We start from the raw sequence: 21,263 nt of genomic DNA on the forward strand, positions 1-21,263 counted from the left end.
CCGGTAAGCGCCCTGCGGTATTAATATCCAGTGAGGCGTTGATCTGGAAAACCCGCTCTAGCGCCAGTGGCACCACTTGCTCGAGAATCCGCTGTTGGGTCTGCTGCAACTGTTGGCGCAGCGGCACTAAGTCGTCGATAAAGTACTGGTCGAGATAACGGCTATTCGAGGCTATCTGGCTTGCGGAAAGGCCTCTAACTGGGGATCGCTTAGCTGCTGATTGGCGGTAGCGCTGAGTTGCTGATATTGCTGAAGCGCCGCCGGGTCCATTGCCAAGCGGTAGTTTTGCTGGGCGCTGAGGCGCTCTAAGGCATTACTGGATAGCTGACTGGCAAGCCGGGCACGCGGCTCGACTTGTTCGGTGAAGGCTTCGGTATGCAGCTCGACCTGATGCACCGACCAGGTGTTCAAGCCCATCATCAGCGCCAGCAGTATCAGCATGGCCAGCGGGATAGCGGCAATTTTTTTAGTGAGGCTTAGCTGCATCATGACAGGCTTCCTCCGTGTAGCGTCATGTACAGGGCATCGCGCAATTGCTGTAGCGTGGAATAGAGGCTGCTCAGACCGCTGCTCTCTTGCTCTGACGGGGCTGCGGCCGATTCCAACTGCAGCATGGTTTTGGCGCGGTGCAGCTCGCTTTGCATGTTTACCAAGGTGTCGGCTAACTGGGCACTGCTGCTATCGCCAACCGGAAAGTGCCCAGGATCGGTGGGCTCGATGCCAAGTTCGCGCAGTAAGCGTTCCATTAAGTGAAAGCACTGGAAGGCCAGCAGGTGGGTCTCGGTCAGGTTGACATCACTGGGCGCTGCGGGCGGGTTGCCGAGTTTTAAAGAGAGTGATTTGGCCTGAGCGACTTCTAGTAAACTACTGCGCACCTGGCTTACGCTTGCCGCCGCTTGTTGCAGTGCAACATCTTGATTGAGCAATTCTCTTAGCCGAGGTTCGATCAGCAGTAACTGCTTGTAGATGTCATTACTGTTTTTGCCCAGTGGGCGGGTGGGCTGCTCTTCAGGCAATGAGCCACCCAAGGCTGCCAGCTGGTCAGACAGCGCCTGCAGGTAGGGCTGCACATCGCGAGGGCGAAAGGCGCGCATCGGTATCTCAATATCCGCTGTAGCGGATTTGCCTTGCTGCTGAGCTAAGGTTTGCGACAGGCGAAGTAGCTGCTGGCTCTTGAACACTAGGTTGGTAGCAAGTTTATCTGATACCAGCAAATCGTCGGCATCGCCGGTTGCAGGAGCTTGCAGGTTGTCGAGCTGCAAAAGTATCACTTCCGAGAGCTGATACAGGTGATTATTGTTGACGATGGCCGCTTGGCCAGTGGCACATATCAGCATTAATACCGCCGACAACAGGCCATAGAGTGGCTTCTTATCCATAACAATCCTTGTTACCTCGTTCCTCGAATCCTAGATGCGACGGGGCGTTTTCGCTAGTTGGCTAAGGGAAATCCCGCGGCGATTTGAGCGCGCTCAAACACCTATCTCAGCTGACCTGCCTTCCATATAAATTCTTTCAGAAATAGGCCCTTTATGGTCGAATCATCTTTAAACGCCTGTTTTAGTAACTTTCTAAAAGATTCCGTAGACCTCAACTCAGTTCTCCTATAAAATGCGCGGAATTTGCCAAAATTTCACATTTCTGAGCTAAATTCGCCCTTAGTTCAGCTTTGTCGTGTCTCGACATCTCTTTGTTTAGGAGGTTGCCTTGAGCAATTCAGCGCTGCTGGTATTAGAAGACGGTACTGTGTTTAAAGGTACTGCGATTGGAGCCAACGGATGTTCCGTTGGTGAAGTTGTTTTCAACACGTCCATGACCGGATACCAAGAAATTCTTACCGACCCTTCATACGCCCGACAGATCGTCACCCTTACTTACCCCCATATTGGAAACTACGGAACCACCTCAGAAGACGAAGAGTCGACTGATATCCACGCTTGTGGTTTGGTAATCCGCGACCTGCCTCTGGTAGCGAGCAATTTCCGCAGCCAACAAAGCCTCAGCGAATATCTGAAAGCCCGCAACGTGGTGGGTATTGCCGATATCGATACCCGCAAGCTGACCCGTATCCTGCGTGAGAAAGGTGCGCAAGCGGGTTGCATCGTGGCTGGCGCCGATTTGGATGAAGCTAAAGCACTGGCGGAAGCGAAAGCCTTCCCTGGTCTGAAAGGCATGGACTTGGCAAAAGAAGTCACCGTGAGTGACGCGTACCCATGGACTCAGGGCACTTGGGATCTGCTCGACGGATTACCAGAAAACAGCAGCGACCTGCCGTTCCATGTAGTGGCTTACGACTTCGGTGTGAAGCGTAACATCCTGCGCATGTTGGTAGACCGCGGCTGTAAGCTGACTGTGGTACCTGCTCAAACCTCTGCAGAAGAGGTACTGGCACTCAACCCAGACGGCATCTTCCTGTCGAACGGCCCTGGCGACCCAGAGCCATGTGACTACGCCATTGAGGCGGTGAAGACCTTCCTTGAGACCGACATTCCAGTATTCGGCATCTGCCTGGGCCACCAAATCCTGGCTCTGGCCAGCGGTGCCAATACCGTGAAGATGAAGTTCGGTCACCACGGTGGTAACCACCCGGTGAAAGACATCAAGGCCGACAAGGTGATGATCACCGCTCAGAACCACGGCTTCGCGGTAGATGGCGACACCCTGCCTGCGAACCTGGAAGCGACTCATTTCTCGCTGTTCGACCAAAGCCTGCAAGGCATCCATCGCACCGACAAGCCGGCATTTAGCTTCCAGGGTCACCCTGAAGCGAGCCCGGGTCCGCACGATGCCGCACCTTTGTTTGACCACTTTATTGAGCTGATTGAAGCTCGCCGTAACGGCCAAGCTTAATCGGGAGCACTGAGACCTATGCCAAAACGTAACGACATAAAAAGCATTCTGATTTTGGGCGCTGGCCCGATTGTTATCGGCCAGGCCTGTGAGTTTGACTACTCAGGTGCTCAAGCCTGTAAGGCGCTGCGCGAAGAGGGTTACCGGGTAATCCTGGTGAACTCGAACCCAGCGACCATCATGACCGACCCAGAGATGGCTGATGCGACTTACATCGAGCCAATCCACTGGGAAGTGGTTGAAAAGATTATTGCTAAAGAGCGCCCAGATGCGGTACTGCCTACCATGGGTGGCCAGACTGCACTGAACTGTGCGCTGGATCTAGAGCGCGAGGGCGTTCTGGAGAAGTACAACGTTGAGATGATCGGCGCCACCGCAGATGCCATCGACAAAGCCGAAGACCGTCACCGCTTCGACGAAGCGATGAAGAGCATCGGCCTTGAGTGTCCGCGTGCAGGTATCGCCCACAACATGGAAGAAGCTTACGGCGTACTCGACCAAGTTGGCTTCCCATGTATTATCCGTCCGTCTTTCACCATGGGTGGTAGCGGTGGTGGTATCGCCTACAACAAAGAAGAATTCGACGAGATCTGTACCCGCGGTCTGGACCTGTCGCCAACCAACGAGCTGTTGATTGACGAGAGCCTGATTGGCTGGAAAGAGTACGAGATGGAAGTGGTTCGCGATAAGAACGACAACTGCATCATCGTATGTTCTATCGAAAACTTCGACCCAATGGGTGTACACACCGGTGACTCTATCACCGTTGCGCCTGCGCAAACCCTGTCTGACAAAGAGTATCAGCTGATGCGTAACGCATCGCTGGCGGTACTGCGCGAGATTGGCGTAGAAACCGGTGGCTCTAACGTACAGTTTGGTGTGAACCCGAACGATGGCCGCATGGTTATCATCGAGATGAACCCACGTGTTTCTCGCTCGTCTGCTCTGGCCTCGAAAGCGACCGGTTTCCCGATTGCAAAAATTGCTGCCAAGCTGGCGGTGGGCTTCACCCTTGATGAGCTGCAAAACGACATCACCGGTGGTCGCACCCCGGCGTCGTTCGAGCCGTCTATCGACTATGTAGTGACCAAGATCCCACGCTTTAACTTCGAGAAGTTTGCCGGCGCTAACGACCGTCTGACCACTCAGATGAAGTCGGTGGGTGAGGTAATGGCTATCGGCCGTAACCAACAAGAGTCGCTGCAAAAGGCCCTGCGTGGTCTGGAAGTAGGCGCCAATGGCTTCGACCCAATCGTTGACCTGAATGCAGCGGACGCGATGGACACCATCCGCCACGAGCTGCAGAACGTGGGCGCTGAGCGTATCTGGTACATCGCCGATGCCTTCCGTGCAGGCCTAAGCGTGCAAGATATCTTCAACCTGACCAAGATTGATTTCTGGTTCCTAGTGCAAATCGAAGAGCTTATCCAGCTGGAGAACCAAGTTGCTGAAGGCGGCGTGGCCTCGTTGGATGAAGACTTCCTGCGCAAACTGAAGCGTAAAGGTTTTGCCGATGCGCGTCTGGCTGAGCTCACTGGCGTATCTGAAGGCGAGCTGCGCAAGCTGCGTCAACGCCTGAACATTCTGCCGGTTTACAAGCGTGTAGATACCTGTGCTGCGGAGTTCGCAACCGACACCGCCTACATGTACTCAAGCTACGACGAAGAGTGCGAAGCCACCCCGTCTGATAAAGACAAGATCATGGTGTTGGGCGGTGGCCCGAACCGTATCGGTCAAGGTATCGAGTTCGATTACTGCTGTGTACACGCCGCTCTGGCGATGCGTGAAGACGGTTTTGAAACCATCATGGTTAACTGTAACCCAGAGACCGTATCGACTGACTACGACACCTCAGATCGCCTGTACTTCGAGCCAGTAACCCTGGAAGACGTACTGGAAATCGTCCGCGTTGAGCAGCCTAAGGGCGTGATTGTTCAATACGGTGGTCAAACCCCGCTTAAACTGGCTCGCGCTCTAGAAGCGGCCGGTGTGCCAATCATTGGTACTTCACCGGATGCGATTGACCGCGCCGAAGACCGTGAGCGTTTCCAACAAGCGGTTGACCGCCTCAAGCTGAAGCAGCCAGAGAACGACACCGTGACTACCGTTGAAGAAGCGGTACGCAGCGCTGAGCGCATCGGTTACCCACTGGTAGTTCGTCCATCTTACGTACTGGGTGGTCGCGCCATGGAAATCGTGTATGACGAAGTCGACTTGCGTCGTTACTTCAACGAAGCGGTAAGCGTGTCTAACGAATCGCCAGTACTGCTGGATAGCTTCCTGAACGACGCTATCGAAGTAGACATCGACGCCATCTGTGACGGCAAAGACGTGGTGATTGGCGGCATCATGGAGCACATCGAGCAAGCCGGTGTTCACTCTGGTGACTCTGCCTGTTCACTGCCTCCATACACCCTGAGCCCGCAAATTCAAGACCGTCTGCGCGAGCAAGTACGTGCCTTGGCTTTGGAGCTGGGCGTAATCGGCCTGATGAACACGCAGTTCGCGATTAAGGGCGATGACATCTACCTTATCGAAGTGAACCCACGTGCTGCGCGTACTGTGCCGTTCGTATCGAAGGCCACCGGCGTGCCAATCGCCAAGGTTGCTGCGCGGGTAATGGCCGGTAAAACTCTGGCAGAACAGGGCTTCACCAAAGAAGTGATCCCACCGTTCTACTCAGTGAAAGAAGTGGTACTGCCGTTCAACAAGTTCCCGGGTGTTGACCCAATCTTGGGCCCTGAGATGCGCTCTACCGGTGAGGTAATGGGCGTCGGTGATACCTTCGCTGAAGCCTACGCTAAAGCTGAGCTGGGCATCGGTAACGATGGTCCTAAGAGCGGGCGTGCGCTGCTGTCGGTTCGTCACTCAGACAAGCACCGCGTTGCTGAGCTGGCTAAGAAGCTGGTTGAGCTGGGCTACGAGCTGGATGCAACCCACGGTACTGCCGTTATCTTGGGCGAAGCGGGAATTAACCCTCGCTTGGTGAACAAGGTACACGAAGGTCGTCCACACATCCTTGACCGCATGAAGAACGGCGAGTACGCCTACGTGGTAAATACCACCGAAGGCCGCCAGTCTATCGAAGACTCGCGTCAGCTACGTCGCGCAGCCCTGCGTTACAAGGTGAACTACACCACTACCCTGAATGGCGCATTCGCGACCTGTCAGGCCCACTCGGCCGATGACCGTGGCGTGGTGACTTCAGTGCAAGAGTTGCATCAGCGTATGAAGTAAGGAAAGCCCGCTTTCCTGACCGAAATGGCCAAGGCTTCACGCTTTTGTCATTTCGGGTTACACTGAAGACAAGATCTTAAGAATGCTGGCTATCAATTGATGGCCAGTTTTTTTTCTGTTCAAAGCGATTTAACGCTGTAAGCGATGAAGAGTTAATACTATGCAAGCAATCCCAATGACCGTGCGTGGCGCTGACCAGCTACGTGAGGAACTGGAACATCTGAAAACCGTGCGCCGCCCGGCAATCATCGATGCTATCGCTGAGGCCCGCGAGCATGGTGATTTAAAAGAAAATGCCGAGTACCACGCTGCGCGTGAGCAACAAGGTTTTTGCGAAGGCCGCATTCAGGAAATCGAAGCCAAGCTGAGCAACGTGCAGGTTATCGATGTCACCAAGATGCCAAACAACGGCAAAGTGATCTTCGGTGCCACCGTGACCCTGCTTAACTTGGATACCGAAGGCGAAGTGACCTACCAAATCGTGGGTGACGACGAGGCGGACCTAAAGCAGAACATGATCTCTGTAAACTCTCCAATTGCCCGTGCCCTGATTGGCAAGCAGTTGGATGACGAAGTCACCGTTCACACCCCCGGTGGTGAGGTGGACTACGAGATCACCGAGGTTGAGTACAAGTAACGACATCCGTAGGTCACATTCATGGTGTACCTTCGCTTTACTTGATTGATACGCAGCTTCGGCTGCGTTTTTCGTATTTAGAGGTATTACGTGTTAGAGCTGGATTACTCGCGCTATCAAGCGCTGATTTTTGATATGGATGGCACCTTGGTCGACTCTATGCCATCGCACTTAAAGGCATGGCAAGCGGCTTTGGAAGAGCAGGGGCTGCCGGTGGATATCGACTTTGTTGGAAAGCGCGGCGGTATGCCGACTCCCAAGATTGCCGACGAATACGCTAGTCACTTTGGCGTGAGCTTCGATAAGGACCAGTTGGTTAAAACTAAGAAAGCCACCTTCGATACACTGTGGCAGGAAGTGGCGCGCATTCCAGCTAGCGTAGCGGTTGCTGAGCAGTTCCAAGGCAAGCTACCGATAGCGGTGGGTACCGGCGCAGAGCGCAGTAATATGCAGCGGATCCTCGATAATCTGTCGCTGACAGAGATGTTCACCACCTTGGTGAGCGCCGATGAGGTGAAGGCGCACAAGCCTGAGCCCGATACCTTCTTATACGCCGCCAAGCAGATGAATACCGCACCTGAGCAATGCCTAGTGTTTGAAGACACTCCCTTTGGCCTGCAGGCTGCGCACAACGCCGGTATGGATTGCGTATTGGTATTGGATGGGCAACTGGCGGAATTCCATGCTTGTCCAGAGCATCAGACTGCATAAATCCTTATGCGTGCGATATTTGAACAATAACTCGCATTTTGATAGATTAATGACCAACCAGGGACGGGTAAACTGTTTATTTTGTTTTGCTAATTGGCATTTTCAGGTGGTAACAAATGCAAGTATCCCAAACTGGTTTCTCTGCAGCGCAATACCTTTCTTCCGCTGGCGATGCTCGGATCCAACCGACGCCGCCGCGCGATATCGTTGATCGCATCAAAGACGAGTACGACAAGCTCAGCCCTGAGCAGCAGTTGCAGGCGCGCCGGGCCGCTGAAGGCGCAGTAGCGGATTACCAAGCCGGTGAGCAAGCCAAGACCGATGCAAAGCGCAACACAGCCCTACAGGTCAATCAGGTGCAACATCAAGACAAGCTGGTGGATATCTACCTGCAGACCACCATGGGTGGCGACAAATCTGGCTCTTCACGTAGTGATGGTACCTGGACCACGGTGCAATCGATCAACGACAGCATCGAAAACCAGCAAAAAGTCGATCGCTACTTGAAGACCGCAGGTATCTATGCGCAAGTGCGTGATTGGGAGCAAGCCCCTCGCCCTGAGCTGTTAAACGAGCAGGTATAATACCAATCAGAACAAGTATCTGGTCATCTTTGCTGGTTAAAATCTTTGGTGACAGCGTCAGCGCTTTTGTAATTAGTCCACTAGTTACGGCAAGCCCTTCCTCGTCCTCAAAGATTTTTCCTGTGCAACATCTGAACATCTACTTATTCGGATTGGTATAAAAACGCAAAAAGCGGCCATGGGCCGCTTTTTAGTACGCTGTGCCGGTTAGGGCTACTTGCGAGGTAGTTCGATCTTTCGGTTTTCCGACGGGCGGTAAATCACCAGGATGTGACCGATGGTCTGTACCTTCACTGCCTTGGTGTTTGACACGATGGTGTCTGCAATCAATTGCTTCATTTCCCGATCGTCGGTGGGGATCTTCACCTTGATCAATTCGTGATGATCAAGTGCCAGCTCAATCTCGGCCATAATCCCCTCAGTCAAGCCATTGGCACCCAGCAAGACGACAGGCTTGAGCGGATGGGCCAAGGACTTAAGGTGTTGTTTCTGCTTATTACTCAGTTGCATAGAAATTTTCTACTGACTCGGGGTTGAAAACCCTTATTTTAGCGCCATCTCTAGGCTATTACTATGTAATCGTCCTAACTAAATACTATTCGGTAAGTTTTCGGTGACCAAAAAGAAACATTCAGCCAGCTCTAAGCGCTGGTTAAACGAACATTTTGATGACCATTACGTCCAACAAGCGCAGAAACAAGGCCTGCGCTCACGGGCGGTTTTCAAGATTGAAGAGATCCAGCAAAAGGACAAACTGCTAAAGTCGGGCATGACGGTTGTCGACCTTGGGGCTGCCCCGGGGGGATGGTCGCAATACGCGGTGGAACAGGTGGGCATGGATGGCCATGTGATTGCCTGTGACATCTTGCAGATGGACCCAATTGCTGGCGTCGATTTCTTGTGCGGCGATTTCCGAGAAGAAGCCGTGCTGAATGCTTTGTTGGAGCGTATTGGCGACAACAAGGTCGATGTGGTGATGTCAGATATGGCGCCGAATATGAGCGGCAACAAAGCCGTTGATCAATCGGGTGCAATGTATTTGGTTGAGCTGGCCTTGGATATGTGCCGAGAGGTACTGGCACCGAAAGGCAGCTTTGTGGTCAAAGTATTCCAAGGAGAAGGTTTTGACCAATATCTGCAGGAAGTACGTAGTATGTTCAGTAGCGTCAAAACCCGTAAACCAGACTCTTCACGTGCCCGTTCCCGTGAAGTCTATTTGGTAGCTAGTGGTTTTAAACTGTAGTACGCTAACTAAAGTTACCTTTTATTTACAGATGAGGTTTTCGTCTTGAGTGACATGGCAAAAAATCTGATTTTGTGGCTGGTCATCGCGGTAGTTTTGATGTCGGTTTTTCAAAGCTTTAGCCCCGATTCCAGTAGTGGTCGTCAAATGGACTACGCAACGTTTGTAAGGGAAGTCAATCACGGCCAGATCCGCGAAGTGAAGATTTCTGGGCAGGAGATCAACGGTGTCAAACGCACCGGCGAGCAATTCACTACTCTGATCCCATATCCAGATCGTGACCTGTTGAATGACCTTATCAAACAAGATGTGAAAGTGATTGGTGAGAAGCCGGAAGAACAAGGCTTACTGACTTCGATTTTTATTTCTTGGTTCCCGATGCTATTGCTGATCGGGGTGTGGATCTTCTTTATGCGTCAGATGCAAGGCGGCGGCGGTAAGGGCGCGATGTCCTTCGGCAAGAGCAAGGCGCGTCTGATGAGTGAAGACCAAATCAAAACCACCTTTGCCGATGTTGCTGGTTGCGACGAAGCCAAAGAAGAAGTGGCAGAGCTGGTTGACTACCTGCGCGACCCAACCAAGTTCCAAAAGCTGGGCGGTAAGATCCCGACTGGTGTGTTGATGGTAGGTCCTCCGGGTACCGGTAAAACCTTGCTGGCCAAAGCGATTGCTGGTGAAGCGAAGGTACCGTTCTTTACCATCTCCGGTTCTGACTTTGTTGAGATGTTCGTGGGTGTGGGTGCCTCTCGTGTTCGCGACATGTTCGAGCAAGCGAAAAAGTCTGCGCCTTGCATCATCTTTATCGATGAGATTGATGCGGTAGGCCGTCAGCGTGGTGCTGGTCTGGGTGGTGGTCACGATGAGCGTGAGCAAACCCTTAACCAGATGCTGGTTGAGATGGATGGTTTCGAAGGTAACGAAGGTATTATTGTTATCGCTGCGACTAACCGTCCTGACGTACTGGACCCTGCACTGTTGCGCCCCGGTCGTTTCGACCGTCAGGTGACCGTTGGTCTGCCAGATGTACGTGGCCGCGAGCAAATCCTTAAGGTACACATGCGCAAAGTGCCGCTGGCCGATGGCGTTGACGCGGCGGTAATCGCCCGCGGTACCCCTGGCTTCTCCGGTGCCGATTTGGCGAACCTAGTGAACGAGGCAGCCTTGTTTGCAGCCCGAGGTAACAAACGTACCGTTGCCATGGAAGAGTTCGAAAAAGCCAAAGACAAGATCATGATGGGTGCTGAGCGCAAGTCCATGGTGATGACCGAAAGCGAGAAAGAGATGACCGCTTACCACGAAGCGGGTCACGCCATCGTTGGTCGCTTGGTGCCAGAGCACGACCCAGTTTACAAGGTAAGTATTATTCCACGTGGCCGCGCGTTGGGTGTGACCATGTACTTGCCTGAGCAAGACCGGGTGAGTCACAGCAAGCAGCACTTGGAGAGTATGATCTCCAGTCTTTATGGGGGCCGACTTGCTGAGAAGATCATCTACGGTGATGACAAAGTCTCCACCGGTGCGTCTAATGATATTGAGCGCGCTACCGAGATTGCTCGCAAGATGGTGACCCAGTGGGGTCTGTCTGAGTCGATGGGGCCACTTCTGTACGCCGATGAAGAAGGCGAGGTGTTCTTGGGCCGCACTGCGGCAAAGTCGAAACATATGTCAGATGACACTGCCAAGGCGATTGACCATGAGATCCGTGCCGTTATCGACCGCAACTACTCGCGCGCAGAAAATCTGCTGAACGAGAACATGGACATCTTGCATGCCATGAAAGATGCGTTGATGAAGTATGAGACCATCGATGCCAAGCAAATCGATGATCTGATGGAGCGCAAAGACCCTCGTCCACCTGCGGATTGGGATCAAGATAGCAGCAGCTCAGGCGGTAGCGATGACAACTCCGGCGCCAGCACGGTGGCCGAAGAAGACAAGCCAAAGGCAAGTGGCGACAGCCCAATGTCTGAAGACCCGGCTCAGTAATCAATAAGAACTAGTGCCCCGCGCAAGCGGGGCTTTTTCGTCTATGAAGCAAGCATTTCCTTTTCAACTCGCTGGACGTCGCTTCCAGCACCCCATTGTGATGGGGATCCTCAATGTCACCCCTGATTCGTTCTCCGATGGCGGCAGCTATCTAAACATCGACAGCGCGGTACAACAGGCGCTCAAGATGCTTGATGATGGCGCCCAGATTATCGATATCGGTGGTGAATCGACCCGACCGGGCGCCCCGGAGGTGTCATTGGACGAAGAGCTGTCACGCACCATTCCGGTTATTGAAGCCATCCGTCAGCGCAGCGATTGTTTGATTTCCATCGACACCTATAAAGCGCAGGTAATGCGCGAGGCGGTAGCGGCGGGTGCCAGTATGATCAATGATGTCTGCGCACTTAATCAGCCGGGCGCGCTGCAAGCGGCGGCTGAGCTGCAGGTGCCGGTTTGCCTCATGCATATGCAAGGCAAGCCGCGGACTATGCAGGCTGACCCGCAGTATCGCGAAGTGGTGGCAGACATTGCCGAGTTCTTAGCGGAGCGTGTGGCGGCCTGCGAGCAAGCAGGATTGGCCAAGGAGCTATTAGTCCTTGATCCGGGCTTTGGCTTCGGTAAAACCTTGCAGCACAATCTCGAGTTGTTGGCGCGGCTCGAAGAATTTCATCAATTCGGCTTGCCTATATTGGCAGGGATGTCGAGAAAGAGTATGTTTGGGCAACTGTTGGATCGCTCAGTAGAGCAGCGTTTGGCGGGAAGCCTAGCGGGCGCCATGCTGGCAGCGCAACAACACGCTCAGGTTCTGCGGGTGCACGATGTTGCGCAAACCCGCGATGTATTGGACGTATTAGAAGCAGTAGCAAAGAGTAAGCTATGACTAGAAAATATTTTGGCACTGATGGCGTGCGTGGCAAGGTCGGTGAGTACCCAATTACTCCAGATTTTGCACTTAAGTTAGGTTGGGCTGCTGGCAAGGTGCTCTCAAGCCAGGGAACCCGTAAAGTACTTATCGGTAAAGACACCCGTATCTCCGGCTATATGCTTGAGTCAGCACTCGAAGCGGGTCTGTCTTCAGCGGGTGTGCAAGCCAGTTTTGTTGGCCCGATGCCAACCCCAGCCGTTGCCTACCTAACACGTACTTTCCGCGCTGAGGCGGGCATTGTTATTTCTGCATCGCACAACCCTTACTATGACAACGGTATTAAATTCTTCTCTGCCGATGGCACCAAGTTGCCAGACGATGTTGAGCTGGCGATTGAGCAGCAGCTGGATAACCCGATTACCTGTGTCGAGTCAAACATGCTCGGTAAAGCCAAGCGCATCGAAGATGCGGTTGGCCGTTATATCGAGTTTTGTAAGAGTACCTTCCCAAATCGCTTTAGCCTCAGCGGCCTGCGTATCGTGGTAGATTGTGCCAACGGTGCAACCTATCACATAGCACCGAAGGTGTTTGCCGAGCTAGGCGCTGAAGTTATTGCTATCGCCAATCAGCCCGACGGCCTGAATATCAACGAGCGTTGCGGCGCTACCAACACTAAGCTGTTGGCTGAAGAGGTGCTTAAGCACCGCGCCGATCTCGGTATTGCCTTCGATGGTGATGGTGACCGGGTGATGATGATTGACGGCGATGGTCAGCAAGTCGATGGTGACGAAATCCTGTATATCTTGGCGTGTGATGCCCAAGATACCGGCCGCTTGAACGGTGGGGTGGTGGGCACGCTGATGACCAACCTGGCCTTCGAGCAAGCCATGGAAGCGCGCAATATTCCCTTTGTTCGCGCGAAAGTAGGTGATCGCTACGTGATGGAGCAGTTGTTAGAGCACGGCTGGGCATTTGGTGGTGAGAACTCTGGACATATTATCTGCCTTGAGCACACCACTACTGGCGACGGTATTGTAGCTGCCCTGCAAGTGCTGGCGGCGATGCTGAGTAAAGGGGAAGATCTGCGCGGACTACTCAAAGACCTCACCTTGTACCCACAACTGCTGGTGAACGTGCGCTTCCAAGGCGATAGCGATCCACTCTCCAGTGAAGTGGTGCAACAAGCTCAGGCTGAAGCAGAGGCGAAGCTTGCCGGTAATGGCCGGGTACTGTTGCGGAAGTCAGGTACCGAGCCGCTGCTACGGGTGATGGTTGAAGGGCGTGACTCGGCCTTGGTAGAGAGCTGTGCTCAGTCCATTGCCGATGCAGTCAAAGTGGCCTGCGCGTAACACGCGGGTCAGATCTGCACACAAATCCAGCGATTGAATACCTATAGCCAATTTTTTGCGCTAAGCGCTTGTATTGGCTAACTAGGTTCGCTACTATCTCGCCCGCTTTGGTGACTCGTGTTTCTCAAAGGGGCGAGCGCAAGTTAGTCCTACACATAGGTGAAGAGAATGTACGAAATTTTACTGGTATTGTTTCTGTTAGTCGCCTTAGCCTTAATCGGCTTGGTTATGATCCAGCAAGGTAAAGGTGCTGGCATGGGCGCGTCTTTTGGTTCTGGTGCTTCGAATACTGTTTTCGGCGCAACCGGCTCAGGTAACTTCCTGACCCGCAGTACCGCAATCTGTGCGACCCTGTTTTTCGTAATTAGTTTGCTGTTGGGTAACCTCACAACAAAGCAAACCAAGCAAAACGATGTAGAACAAGATCTGTCTGCACCAGCTTTCGAGGTGGTGATTCCGGACGCTGACGTACCTTCAGCTCCAGTTAGCCCGGATTCAGACGTTCCGAACTAAGTTTCTTGCCGAGGTGGTGGAATTGGTAGACACGCTATCTTGAGGGGGTAGTGTCCTATGGACGTGCGGGTTCAAGTCCCGCTCTCGGCACCAAAGTTTAGTTTTGCAAGATGCCAGAGTGATTGTTATAATCCTCGGCAATTTCGGACGCGGGGTGGAGCAGCCTGGTAGCTCGTCGGGCTCATAACCCGAAGGTCGTCGGTTCAAATCCGGCCCCCGCAACCAATCTCATCCGATATGAGATAGCGAAACGGCTCAGCTAGTAAAAAGCCCCGCATTATCGGGGCTTTTTGTCATCTTAAAGCCGCACTTTTAAGTGCTAGAACTGGGCTCTATAAGCCCTTTTTTTGTTTCTGGAGGGGAACCTTGGCTAGTTTAGAACAACGACTCACTGACATGTTACGACCTGCTGTAGAGGCCACTGGCTTCGAACTGTGGGGGATTGAGTATGTTAGTGCCGGTAAACACTCCATTGTGCGTGTTTACATCGACCACGAGAACGGCATCACCGTTGACGACTGTGCAGAAGTTAGTCGTCAAGTCAGTGCCGTACTGGATGTGGAAGACCCAATCAGCACCGAATATAACCTAGAGGTTTCCTCGCCAGGATTAGAACGCCCGCTGTTCACGGCTGAGCAATTTGCTCTCTGTGTGGGTGAAGTTGCATTCCTGCAAACCCGTATGGCGGTTGAAAACCGTCGTAAGTGGCAGGGTGTAATCGTCGCGGTAGAAGGCGACATGGTGACTCTTGACGTCGACCAACAGCAACACCGTTTAGCGCTGAGCAACGTGCAAAAAGCGCATATTGTCCCCCAGTTTGACTAAAGAGGCTCAGGAATGAACAAAGAAGTCTTGTTGGTAGTTGACGCGGTCTCCAATGAAAAGGCCCTGCCGCGTGAGCGTATCTTCGAAGCGATGGAAATTGCTTTGGCGACCGCTACCAAGAAAAAATATGAAGGCGATATCGAAGTTCGTGTAGATATCGACCGTAAAAGTGGCAACTTCGATACCTTCCGTCGCTGGATGGTGGTTGAAAACGAAGAAGCCATTGAACACCCATTCCGTGAGATCACCCTCGAAGCCGCGCGCATCGACGAGCCAGAGATCGAACTGGGTGACTACGTAGAAGAACAGATTGAATCGGTTGTGTTCGACCGCATCACTACCCAAACCGCTAAGCAGGTTATCGTGCAAAAAGTACGTGAAGCCGAGCGCGCTCAAGTGGTTGAGCAGTACGTTGACCAAGTCAACGACTTGGTTACTGGTGTGGTGAAGAAAGTAACCCGCGACAACATCATCGTAGATCTGGGTAATAACGCAGAAGCCGTTATCCACCGTGAAGAGCAGCTTCCACGTGAAGCGTTCCGCCCGGGTGACCGTGTTCGCGGCCTGCTTTACGACGTACGTCCAGAAGCACGTGGCGCGCAGCTGTTTATGAGCCGTACCCGTCCGGAAATGCTGATTGAGCTGTTCCGCATCGAGGTGCCAGAAATCGCTGAAGAGATGATCGAGCTCAAAGGCGCTGCCCGTGACCCAGGTTCTCGCGCCAAGATCGCCGTGAAAACCAACGACCGTCGCATCGACCCTGTGGGCGCTTGTGTTGGTATGCGTGGTGCGCGCGTTCAAGCGGTATCAGGCGAGCTTGGTAACGAGCGTGTGGATATCGTGCTGTGGGACGACAATCCAGCTCAGTTCGTGATTAACGCCATGGCACCAGCAGAAGTCGCTTCCATCATCGTTGATGAAGACAGCAACTCAATGGACATCGCCGTTGAGCAAGATAACTTGGCTCAAGCGATTGGCCGTAACGGTCAAAACGTACGTCTGGCTTCTCAGCTAACCGGCTGGGAGCTGAATGTAATGACCGTTGACGACATGCAGAACAAGCACCAGGAAGAAGCCCAGCGCTCTATCGACCTGTTCACTGCACATCTGGATATCGATGACGACTTCGCCATTGTGTTGGTTGAAGAAGGCTTCACCACTTTGGAAGAGATTGCTTACGTACCAGCGTCTGAGCTGATGAGCATCGACGGTCTGGACGAAGAAACCGTGAGCGAGCTGCGTGAACGCGCTAAAGCGGCTCTGGTGACTGAAGCATTGGCGAAAGAAGAGTCACTGGAAAATGCTGAGCCAGCAGATGACCTGCTGAACTTGGAAGGCTTGGATCGCCACTTAGCCTTCGTAATGGCAAGCAAAGGGGTGGTTACCCTGGAAGATCTTGCCGAGCAGGGCGTTGATGATCTTGAAGAGATCGAAGAGCTTTCAGCTGAGAAAGCTGCAGAACTAATTATGGCCGCCAGACAGATTTGCTGGTTCGGCGACGAAGAATAAGGTCGACGGAGGAATTATACCCGATGACAGAGGTTTCCATTAAGCAACTCGCCACCGATATTGGCACCACTGAAGATAAGCTGGTTCAGCAATTTGCTGACGCAGGTATCAGCAAAGCTCAGGGTGACATGGTGACTGAAGCAGAGAAAAGCACCCTGCTCAAGCACCTGAAAGAGCAGCATGGCGAGCAAGACAGCAATCCAAGCCGTATGACCCTTAAGCGCACCACTAAGAGCACGCTTAACATCGGCTCAGGTGGTAAGCAGCGCACCGTTCAAGTAGAGACGCGTAAGAAGCGCACCTACGTGAAGCGCAGCGCCGTTGAAGAACAAGCACGTAAAGAGGCGGAAGAGAAAGCCCGCATCGAGGCTGAAGAAGCCGCACGTCGCGAAGCTGAAGAGAAAGCGCGTCTAGAAGCAGAAGCCAAGGCGAAGAAAGAAGCCGAAGCAAAAGCTAAGCAAGAGGCTGACGCGAAAGCCAAGGCTGAAGCGCAAACTAAAGCGGCTGATGCGCCTGCGGAAGAGCCTGCAGCGCCGAAAACCGCTGAAGAGATCGCTGCTGAAAAAGAAGCGGCTGAGCTACTTAAGCTGCGCGAAGACGAAGCTAAGCGTAAAGCGGAAGAAGAAGCGCGCGTTAAAGCAGAAGAAGCTAAGCGTTTGGCTGAAGAGAATGCCGCACGCTGGGCCAAAGAAGAAGCTGAGCGTAAGAAACGTGAAGAGACGTCTGATTACCACACCACGACCTCTACCTATGCCCGTCAGGCAGAAGATGATCAAGAGCGTCGTGATGAGGCCCCTCGCCGTAAGAAGCGCAAGAAGGCTGCCGGTAACGATGATCGTAACAACAACCGCCGCGGTGGCCGTAAAGGCAAGCGTCAGGTAGCGACTCCAAGCTCTATCCAGCATGGCTTTAACAAGCCAGCACAGCCGGTTGAGCGTGAAGTGCGCATTGGCGAAACCATCTCTGTTGGCGAGCTGGCTAACAAGATGGCGGTGAAAGCCACTGAAGTGATCAAGGCGATGATGAAGATGGGCGCCATGGCAACCATCAACCAAGTTATCGACCAAGAGACTGCGCAGCTGGTTGCTGAAGAAATGGGTCACAAGGTTGTTCTGGTTAAAGAGAACGCCCTTGAAGAGCAGGTGATGCAAGAAGCTGAGTCTACTGGCGAGCAAGAAACACGTGCACCAGTTGTGACCATCATGGGCCACGTTGACCACGGTAAGACCTCGCTACTGGATTACATCCGTAAAGCGAAGATTGCAGACGGCGAAGCCGGTGGTATTACCCAGCACATCGGTGCATACCACGTTGAAACCAACGGCAACATGATTACCTTCCTGGATACGCCTGGACACGCAGCGTTTACCTCGATGCGTGCTCGCGGTGCCAAGGCAACCGATATCGTGGTTCTGGTAGTTGCTGCCGATGACGGCGTAATGCCACAAACCATTGAAGCAATTCAGCACGCTAAAGCCGCTGAAGTGCCTTTGGTTGTTGCAGTGAACAAGATCGATAAAGAAACCGCTGATCCAGACCGCGTTAAAACCGAGCTGGCTCAACACGAAGTTATCCCAGAAGATTGGGGCGGTGAGAACCAGTTCGTACACGTATCGGCCAAGAGCGGTGAAGGTATCGACGATCTGCTAGATGCTATCTTGCTGCAATCTGAAGTACTGGAACTGACTGCAAGCCACGCGGGTGCAGCTTCAGGTGTGGTTATCGAATCACGTCTGGACAAAGGCCGCGGCCCGGTTGCGTCTATCCTGGTTCAACAAGGTGAGCTGAACAAAGGCGATATCATCCTGTGTGGTCTGGAGTACGGTCGTATCCGTGCGATGAAAGATGAGAACGGTAAAGATATCGACACCGCTGGTCCGTCTATCCCCGTAGAGATTCTGGGTCTGTCTGGCGTACCGCAAGCCGGTGACGAAGCCACTGTAGTGCGCGACGAGCGTAAAGCCCGTGAAGTTGCCCTGTACCGTCAAGGCAAGTTCCGCGACGTGAAACTGGCGCGTCAGCAGAAGGCCAAGCTGGAGAACATGTTCGCCAACATGACCGAAGGCGAGGTTCAAGAGCTGAATATCGTACTGAAGGCCGACGTACAAGGTTCACTGGAAGCGATTGCCGACTCACTGGTGAAACTGTCTACCGACGAAGTGAAGGTAAGCATCATCGGTCGTGGTGTAGGTGGTATCACCGAAACCGACGCGACCTTGGCGGCTGCCTCGAACGCTATCGTACTGGGCTTTAACGTACGTGCTGACGCGACTGCCCGTCGTGTTATCGACTCAGAAAGCGTTGAACTGCGTTACTACAGCGTAATCTACGACCTAATCGATGAAGTGAAGAGCGCGATGAGCGGTCTACTGGCTCCTGAGTTCAAACAGGAAATCATCGGTCTGGCTGAAGTACGTGACGTGTTCAAGTCGCCTAAGCTTGGTGCCATTGCCGGTTGTATGGTGGTTGACGGTATCGTTAAGCGCTCTAACCCAATCCGCGTACTTCGTGAGAACGTAGTTATCTACGAAGGTGAACTGGAATCACTACGTCGCTTTAAAGACGACGTAGCGGAAGTTCGTAACGGTATGGAGTGTGGTATCGGCGTTAAGAACTATAATGATGTTCGCGTTGGTGACCAAATCGAAGTATTCGAAGTGGTAGAAGTTAAACGTAGCATCTAAGCCACGACGATATTATTGAAAATGGGGGCTTAGGCCCCCATTTGTTATTTATAGACTTATAGAAGTTTTTCATAGCCCTGTGTGAGTTGCATACCGCATAGGGGTAGAGGAGAAGCAGTATGCCAAGAGAATTTAGTCGCCCGGATCGGGTTGCCCAACAGATCCAAAAAGAAGTCGCTGTGATCTTGCAGCGCGAAATCCGCGACCAACGTTTGGGCCTGACCACTGTGTCAGAAGTTGAAGTCACTCGCGACCTGGCTTACGCCAAGGTGTTCGTGACCTTCTTAAATGACGACGCCGAGTCAGTTAAAGGCGGTATGGAAGCGCTCGAAGAGCATGGCCCATACATCCGCCACATGCTCGCCAAGCAAATGCGCCTGCGCGCCGTACCAGAGTTGCGCTTCCAGTATGACCGCAGTCTGCAAGAAGGTCTGCGTATGTCTGAGCTGGCAAGCCAAGCGGTAAAAGAAGACCAAAAGAAAGCTGAGCAGAGCGGCCGCTCTGACGAAGGTGAGGAAGCCTAATGGGGCGTCGTCGTAACAAAGGCCGTCCGGTGGACGGCATCTTGCTGCTGAACAAGCCAACTGGCGCGTCATCGAACAATGTGCTGCAGCAGGTAAAGCGTATCTACTTTGCCCAAAAGGCCGGTCATACCGGCGCGCTGGACCCACTAGCCACCGGGATGCTGCCGATCTGTCTGGGTGAGGCCACCAAGTTTTCCCAGTACTTGCTCGACTCCGACAAGCGTTACCAAGTTACCGCTAAGTTGGGGGTACGTACCGACACCTCGGATTCCGACGGTGAAGTGGTGCAAACCCGCCCGGTTGAGGTAACAGAGCAGCAAGTCCGTGATGCCTTGCCGCAGTTCACCGGCAAAATTGAGCAAGTGCCCAGCATGTACTCAGCGCTTAAGTATCAGGGTAAGCCCCTGTACTACTATGCCCGTGAAGGTATTGAAGTGCCGCGTGAGTCGCGCCCGATTGAGGTGTTCGAGAACAACTTTATCTCGCTTGATGGCGATGAGCTTAGCCTAGATATCCACTGCTCTAAAGGCACCTACATCCGCACCATCATCGATGATCTGGGTGAGCTGCTGGGCTGTGGTGCGCACGTGATTAAGCTACACCGCTCGCAGGTGGCCGATTACCCGGCCGATCAGATGGTGACCATCGAGCAGCTAGAGTACATCTTCGATTACGCCAAGGCGCAAGATGTACCGCCACGCGAAGAGCTGGACCCACTGTTGTTGCCTATGGACACCGCGGTAGCCAGCCTGCCAGAGGTCGTGCTTCCCGATGCCATCGGCGATTACTTGATGCACGGCCAGGCTGTGCAAGTGGCGGGTGCGCCATTGCAAGGCCAGTTCCGCATCTATATCGGCGAGGCGCGTCGTTTCGTGGGTATTGGGGAGCTGAATGACGATGGCTTGGTTGCTCCGAAGCGGCTGATCCAATCTGAACAGGCACAATCTTAAGCTTTTCAAGGTGAGTGGCGCATGTGGCGCTATCTCGCCTTGCATCTCCATGGCGTGGGCTTTATAATGCGCCGCCTCCATTGCTGAACTAGTGATTGGCAATGGTTTTAACTTACATCCATTAGGAGTTTATTATGTCACTAAGCGCTGCTGAAAAAGCATCGATTGTAGCCGAGTACGCTCGTGTTGAAGGCGATACCGGTTCTCCAGAAGTACAAGTTGCACTGTTGACTGCTCAAATCAACCACCTGCAAGGTCACTTCAAAAAGCACATCCACGATCACCACAGCCGTCGTGGTCTACTGCGCATGGTTAGCCAGCGTCGTAAAATGCTTGACTACCTGAAACGTAAAGACGTTGAAGCGTACCAAGCACTGATCGCTAAACTGGGTCTGCGTCGCTAAGCGATTCGCAAACGCCAAGATCATCAAACGCCAGTCTTATGACTGGCGTTTTTCGTTATCAGTATTAAACCACCTCCTATGGAGGTGGTGATCGTTCTTGTGGGCTTTGCCCGAAGAGCGCTCATGTTAGAAGGTTCAACCTGTTTGTAACCAGCAAATAGGAGAACAACTAACATGAGCAGATATGAATCCGCTTCACACGTATTCTATCGTTGTCAGTATCACATCGTCTGGACGCCAAAGTACAGATTCAAGCTCCTGAAGGGGAGCTTAGGCAAAGAGTTGCATAGAGGGCTCTACATCTACAGCTCAATGAAGAAATGCAAAATCGTTGAACTAAATGTTCAAATTGACCATGTCCATTTGGTTGTCAGGATGCCCCCGAGCCT

General features: G+C 53.0%; 20 protein-coding genes and 2 tRNA genes. 19 read left to right on the plus strand and 3 right to left on the minus strand.

Annotation, left to right across the window (positions count from 1 at the left end):
- Window positions 1-171: 171 nt before the first annotated feature.
- Together G462_RS0107985 and G462_RS0107990 are read right to left on the minus strand one after the other, a co-directional pair.
- Complete coding sequence (locus G462_RS0107985; RefSeq protein WP_026958539.1) at window positions 172-489, minus strand: hypothetical protein; 318 nt, start codon at window positions 487-489, stop codon at window positions 172-174.
- On the minus strand, window positions 486-1,379 hold the full coding sequence (locus G462_RS0107990; protein ID WP_026958540.1) for a hypothetical protein: 894 nt from the start codon (window positions 1,377-1,379) through the stop codon (window positions 486-488). The genes G462_RS0107985 and G462_RS0107990 overlap by 4 nt, the downstream gene beginning before the upstream one ends.
- Window positions 1,380-1,707: 328 nt before the next feature.
- Here G462_RS0107990 and carA point away from each other — a divergent pair, with 328 nt between their 5' ends.
- The 5 genes from carA to G462_RS0108015 all read left to right on the plus strand — a co-directional run bounded on the left by carA (window position 1,708) and on the right by G462_RS0108015 (window position 8,019).
- Window positions 1,708-2,850: a glutamine-hydrolyzing carbamoyl-phosphate synthase small subunit gene (carA, locus tag G462_RS0107995; RefSeq protein ID WP_026958541.1), complete on the plus strand. Its 1,143-nt coding sequence runs from the start codon at window positions 1,708-1,710 to the stop codon at window positions 2,848-2,850.
- An 18-nt stretch (window positions 2,851-2,868) separates the two neighbouring features.
- Complete coding sequence (gene carB, locus G462_RS0108000; protein WP_026958542.1) at window positions 2,869-6,087, plus strand: carbamoyl-phosphate synthase large subunit; 3,219 nt, start codon at window positions 2,869-2,871, stop codon at window positions 6,085-6,087.
- 160 nt (window positions 6,088-6,247) lie between these two features.
- Entirely contained in the window at window positions 6,248-6,724 is a 477-nt protein-coding gene (gene greA, locus G462_RS0108005; protein ID WP_026958543.1) for a transcription elongation factor GreA, read from the plus strand.
- Window positions 6,725-6,814: 90 nt separating this feature from the next.
- Window positions 6,815-7,435 (plus strand): HAD family hydrolase, encoded by a 621-nt coding sequence (locus G462_RS0108010; RefSeq protein ID WP_026958544.1) that lies wholly within the window; start codon window positions 6,815-6,817, stop codon window positions 7,433-7,435.
- Between the two features lie 116 nt (window positions 7,436-7,551).
- On the plus strand, window positions 7,552-8,019 hold the full coding sequence (locus G462_RS0108015; RefSeq protein WP_026958545.1) for a hypothetical protein: 468 nt from the start codon (window positions 7,552-7,554) through the stop codon (window positions 8,017-8,019).
- A 213-nt stretch (window positions 8,020-8,232) separates the two neighbouring features.
- Here G462_RS0108015 and yhbY read toward each other — a convergent pair whose 3' ends face one another.
- The gene (gene yhbY / locus G462_RS0108020; RefSeq protein WP_026958546.1) at window positions 8,233-8,529 is read right to left on the minus strand and encodes a ribosome assembly RNA-binding protein YhbY; all 297 of its coding nucleotides are present in this window, start codon (window positions 8,527-8,529) and stop codon (window positions 8,233-8,235) included.
- A 103-nt stretch (window positions 8,530-8,632) separates the two neighbouring features.
- Here yhbY and rlmE point away from each other — a divergent pair, with 103 nt between their 5' ends.
- From rlmE to tnpA, 14 genes are all read left to right on the plus strand, one after another.
- The gene (gene rlmE / locus G462_RS0108025; protein WP_026958547.1) at window positions 8,633-9,262 is read left to right on the plus strand and encodes a 23S rRNA (uridine(2552)-2'-O)-methyltransferase RlmE; all 630 of its coding nucleotides are present in this window, start codon (window positions 8,633-8,635) and stop codon (window positions 9,260-9,262) included.
- Window positions 9,263-9,307: 45 nt separating this feature from the next.
- Window positions 9,308-11,248: an ATP-dependent zinc metalloprotease FtsH gene (gene ftsH, locus G462_RS0108030; protein ID WP_026958548.1), complete on the plus strand. Its 1,941-nt coding sequence runs from the start codon at window positions 9,308-9,310 to the stop codon at window positions 11,246-11,248.
- A 43-nt stretch (window positions 11,249-11,291) separates the two neighbouring features.
- Window positions 11,292-12,131 carry a dihydropteroate synthase gene (gene folP, locus G462_RS22095; protein ID WP_051326611.1) on the plus strand — a complete coding sequence of 280 codons (840 nt, stop codon included), beginning with the start codon at window positions 11,292-11,294 and terminating at the stop codon, window positions 12,129-12,131.
- The gene (glmM, locus tag G462_RS0108040; protein WP_026958549.1) at window positions 12,128-13,465 is read left to right on the plus strand and encodes a phosphoglucosamine mutase; all 1,338 of its coding nucleotides are present in this window, start codon (window positions 12,128-12,130) and stop codon (window positions 13,463-13,465) included. The genes folP and glmM overlap by 4 nt, the downstream gene beginning before the upstream one ends.
- Window positions 13,466-13,633: 168 nt before the next feature.
- On the plus strand, window positions 13,634-13,978 hold the full coding sequence (secG, locus tag G462_RS0108045; protein WP_026958550.1) for a preprotein translocase subunit SecG: 345 nt from the start codon (window positions 13,634-13,636) through the stop codon (window positions 13,976-13,978).
- 7 nt (window positions 13,979-13,985) lie between these two features.
- Window positions 13,986-14,071: transfer RNA gene (locus G462_RS0108050), tRNA-Leu, on the plus strand.
- Window positions 14,072-14,126: 55 nt separating this feature from the next.
- A tRNA-Met gene (locus tag G462_RS0108055) sits at window positions 14,127-14,203 on the plus strand.
- Between the two features lie 141 nt (window positions 14,204-14,344).
- The gene (gene rimP / locus G462_RS0108060; RefSeq protein ID WP_026958551.1) at window positions 14,345-14,803 is read left to right on the plus strand and encodes a ribosome maturation factor RimP; all 459 of its coding nucleotides are present in this window, start codon (window positions 14,345-14,347) and stop codon (window positions 14,801-14,803) included.
- A 12-nt stretch (window positions 14,804-14,815) separates the two neighbouring features.
- Window positions 14,816-16,312, plus strand: coding sequence for a transcription termination factor NusA (gene nusA / locus G462_RS0108065; protein ID WP_026958552.1), 1,497 nt, complete (start codon window positions 14,816-14,818; stop codon window positions 16,310-16,312).
- A gap of 23 nt (window positions 16,313-16,335) precedes the next feature.
- Window positions 16,336-18,996 carry a translation initiation factor IF-2 gene (gene infB, locus G462_RS0108070; protein WP_026958553.1) on the plus strand — a complete coding sequence of 887 codons (2,661 nt, stop codon included), beginning with the start codon at window positions 16,336-16,338 and terminating at the stop codon, window positions 18,994-18,996.
- 119 nt (window positions 18,997-19,115) lie between these two features.
- Window positions 19,116-19,520 carry a 30S ribosome-binding factor RbfA gene (rbfA, locus tag G462_RS0108075; protein ID WP_026958554.1) on the plus strand — a complete coding sequence of 135 codons (405 nt, stop codon included), beginning with the start codon at window positions 19,116-19,118 and terminating at the stop codon, window positions 19,518-19,520.
- Window positions 19,520-20,470 (plus strand): tRNA pseudouridine(55) synthase TruB, encoded by a 951-nt coding sequence (gene truB / locus G462_RS0108080; RefSeq protein ID WP_026958555.1) that lies wholly within the window; start codon window positions 19,520-19,522, stop codon window positions 20,468-20,470. Before rbfA ends, truB begins: the two co-directional genes overlap by 1 nt.
- Window positions 20,471-20,604: 134 nt before the next feature.
- Window positions 20,605-20,874 (plus strand): 30S ribosomal protein S15, encoded by a 270-nt coding sequence (rpsO, locus tag G462_RS0108085; protein WP_026958556.1) that lies wholly within the window; start codon window positions 20,605-20,607, stop codon window positions 20,872-20,874.
- Between the two features lie 174 nt (window positions 20,875-21,048).
- The coding region (gene tnpA, locus G462_RS24185) for an IS200/IS605 family transposase (RefSeq protein WP_026958557.1) at window positions 21,049-21,263 on the plus strand (215 nt) is incomplete at its 3' end.

Origin of the sequence: Aliagarivorans taiwanensis DSM 22990, from assembly GCF_000429505.1 — a bacterium.
Lineage (GTDB): Bacteria > Pseudomonadota > Gammaproteobacteria > Enterobacterales > Celerinatantimonadaceae > Aliagarivorans > Aliagarivorans taiwanensis.

What these genes read in the sequence shown, in the direction of transcription:
- G462_RS0107985 (WP_026958539.1), bottom strand. Translation starts at nt 489, where the DNA reads ATGATGCAGCTAAGCCTCACTAAAAAAATTGCCGCTATCCCGCTGGCC.
- G462_RS0107990 (WP_026958540.1), bottom strand. Translation starts at nt 1,379, where the DNA reads ATGGATAAGAAGCCACTCTATGGCCTGTTGTCGGCGGTATTAATGCTG.
- carB (WP_026958542.1), top strand. Translation starts at nt 2,869, where the DNA reads ATGCCAAAACGTAACGACATAAAAAGCATTCTGATTTTGGGCGCTGGC.
- greA (WP_026958543.1), top strand. Translation starts at nt 6,248, where the DNA reads ATGCAAGCAATCCCAATGACCGTGCGTGGCGCTGACCAGCTACGTGAG.
- G462_RS0108015 (WP_026958545.1), top strand. Translation starts at nt 7,552, where the DNA reads ATGCAAGTATCCCAAACTGGTTTCTCTGCAGCGCAATACCTTTCTTCC.
- yhbY (WP_026958546.1), bottom strand. Translation starts at nt 8,529, where the DNA reads ATGCAACTGAGTAATAAGCAGAAACAACACCTTAAGTCCTTGGCCCAT.
- folP (WP_051326611.1), top strand. Translation starts at nt 11,292, where the DNA reads ATGAAGCAAGCATTTCCTTTTCAACTCGCTGGACGTCGCTTCCAGCAC.
- glmM (WP_026958549.1), top strand. Translation starts at nt 12,128, where the DNA reads ATGACTAGAAAATATTTTGGCACTGATGGCGTGCGTGGCAAGGTCGGT.
- secG (WP_026958550.1), top strand. Translation starts at nt 13,634, where the DNA reads ATGTACGAAATTTTACTGGTATTGTTTCTGTTAGTCGCCTTAGCCTTA.
- nusA (WP_026958552.1), top strand. Translation starts at nt 14,816, where the DNA reads ATGAACAAAGAAGTCTTGTTGGTAGTTGACGCGGTCTCCAATGAAAAG.
- infB (WP_026958553.1), top strand. Translation starts at nt 16,336, where the DNA reads ATGACAGAGGTTTCCATTAAGCAACTCGCCACCGATATTGGCACCACT.
- rbfA (WP_026958554.1), top strand. Translation starts at nt 19,116, where the DNA reads ATGCCAAGAGAATTTAGTCGCCCGGATCGGGTTGCCCAACAGATCCAA.
- truB (WP_026958555.1), top strand. Translation starts at nt 19,520, where the DNA reads ATGGGGCGTCGTCGTAACAAAGGCCGTCCGGTGGACGGCATCTTGCTG.
- rpsO (WP_026958556.1), top strand. Translation starts at nt 20,605, where the DNA reads ATGTCACTAAGCGCTGCTGAAAAAGCATCGATTGTAGCCGAGTACGCT.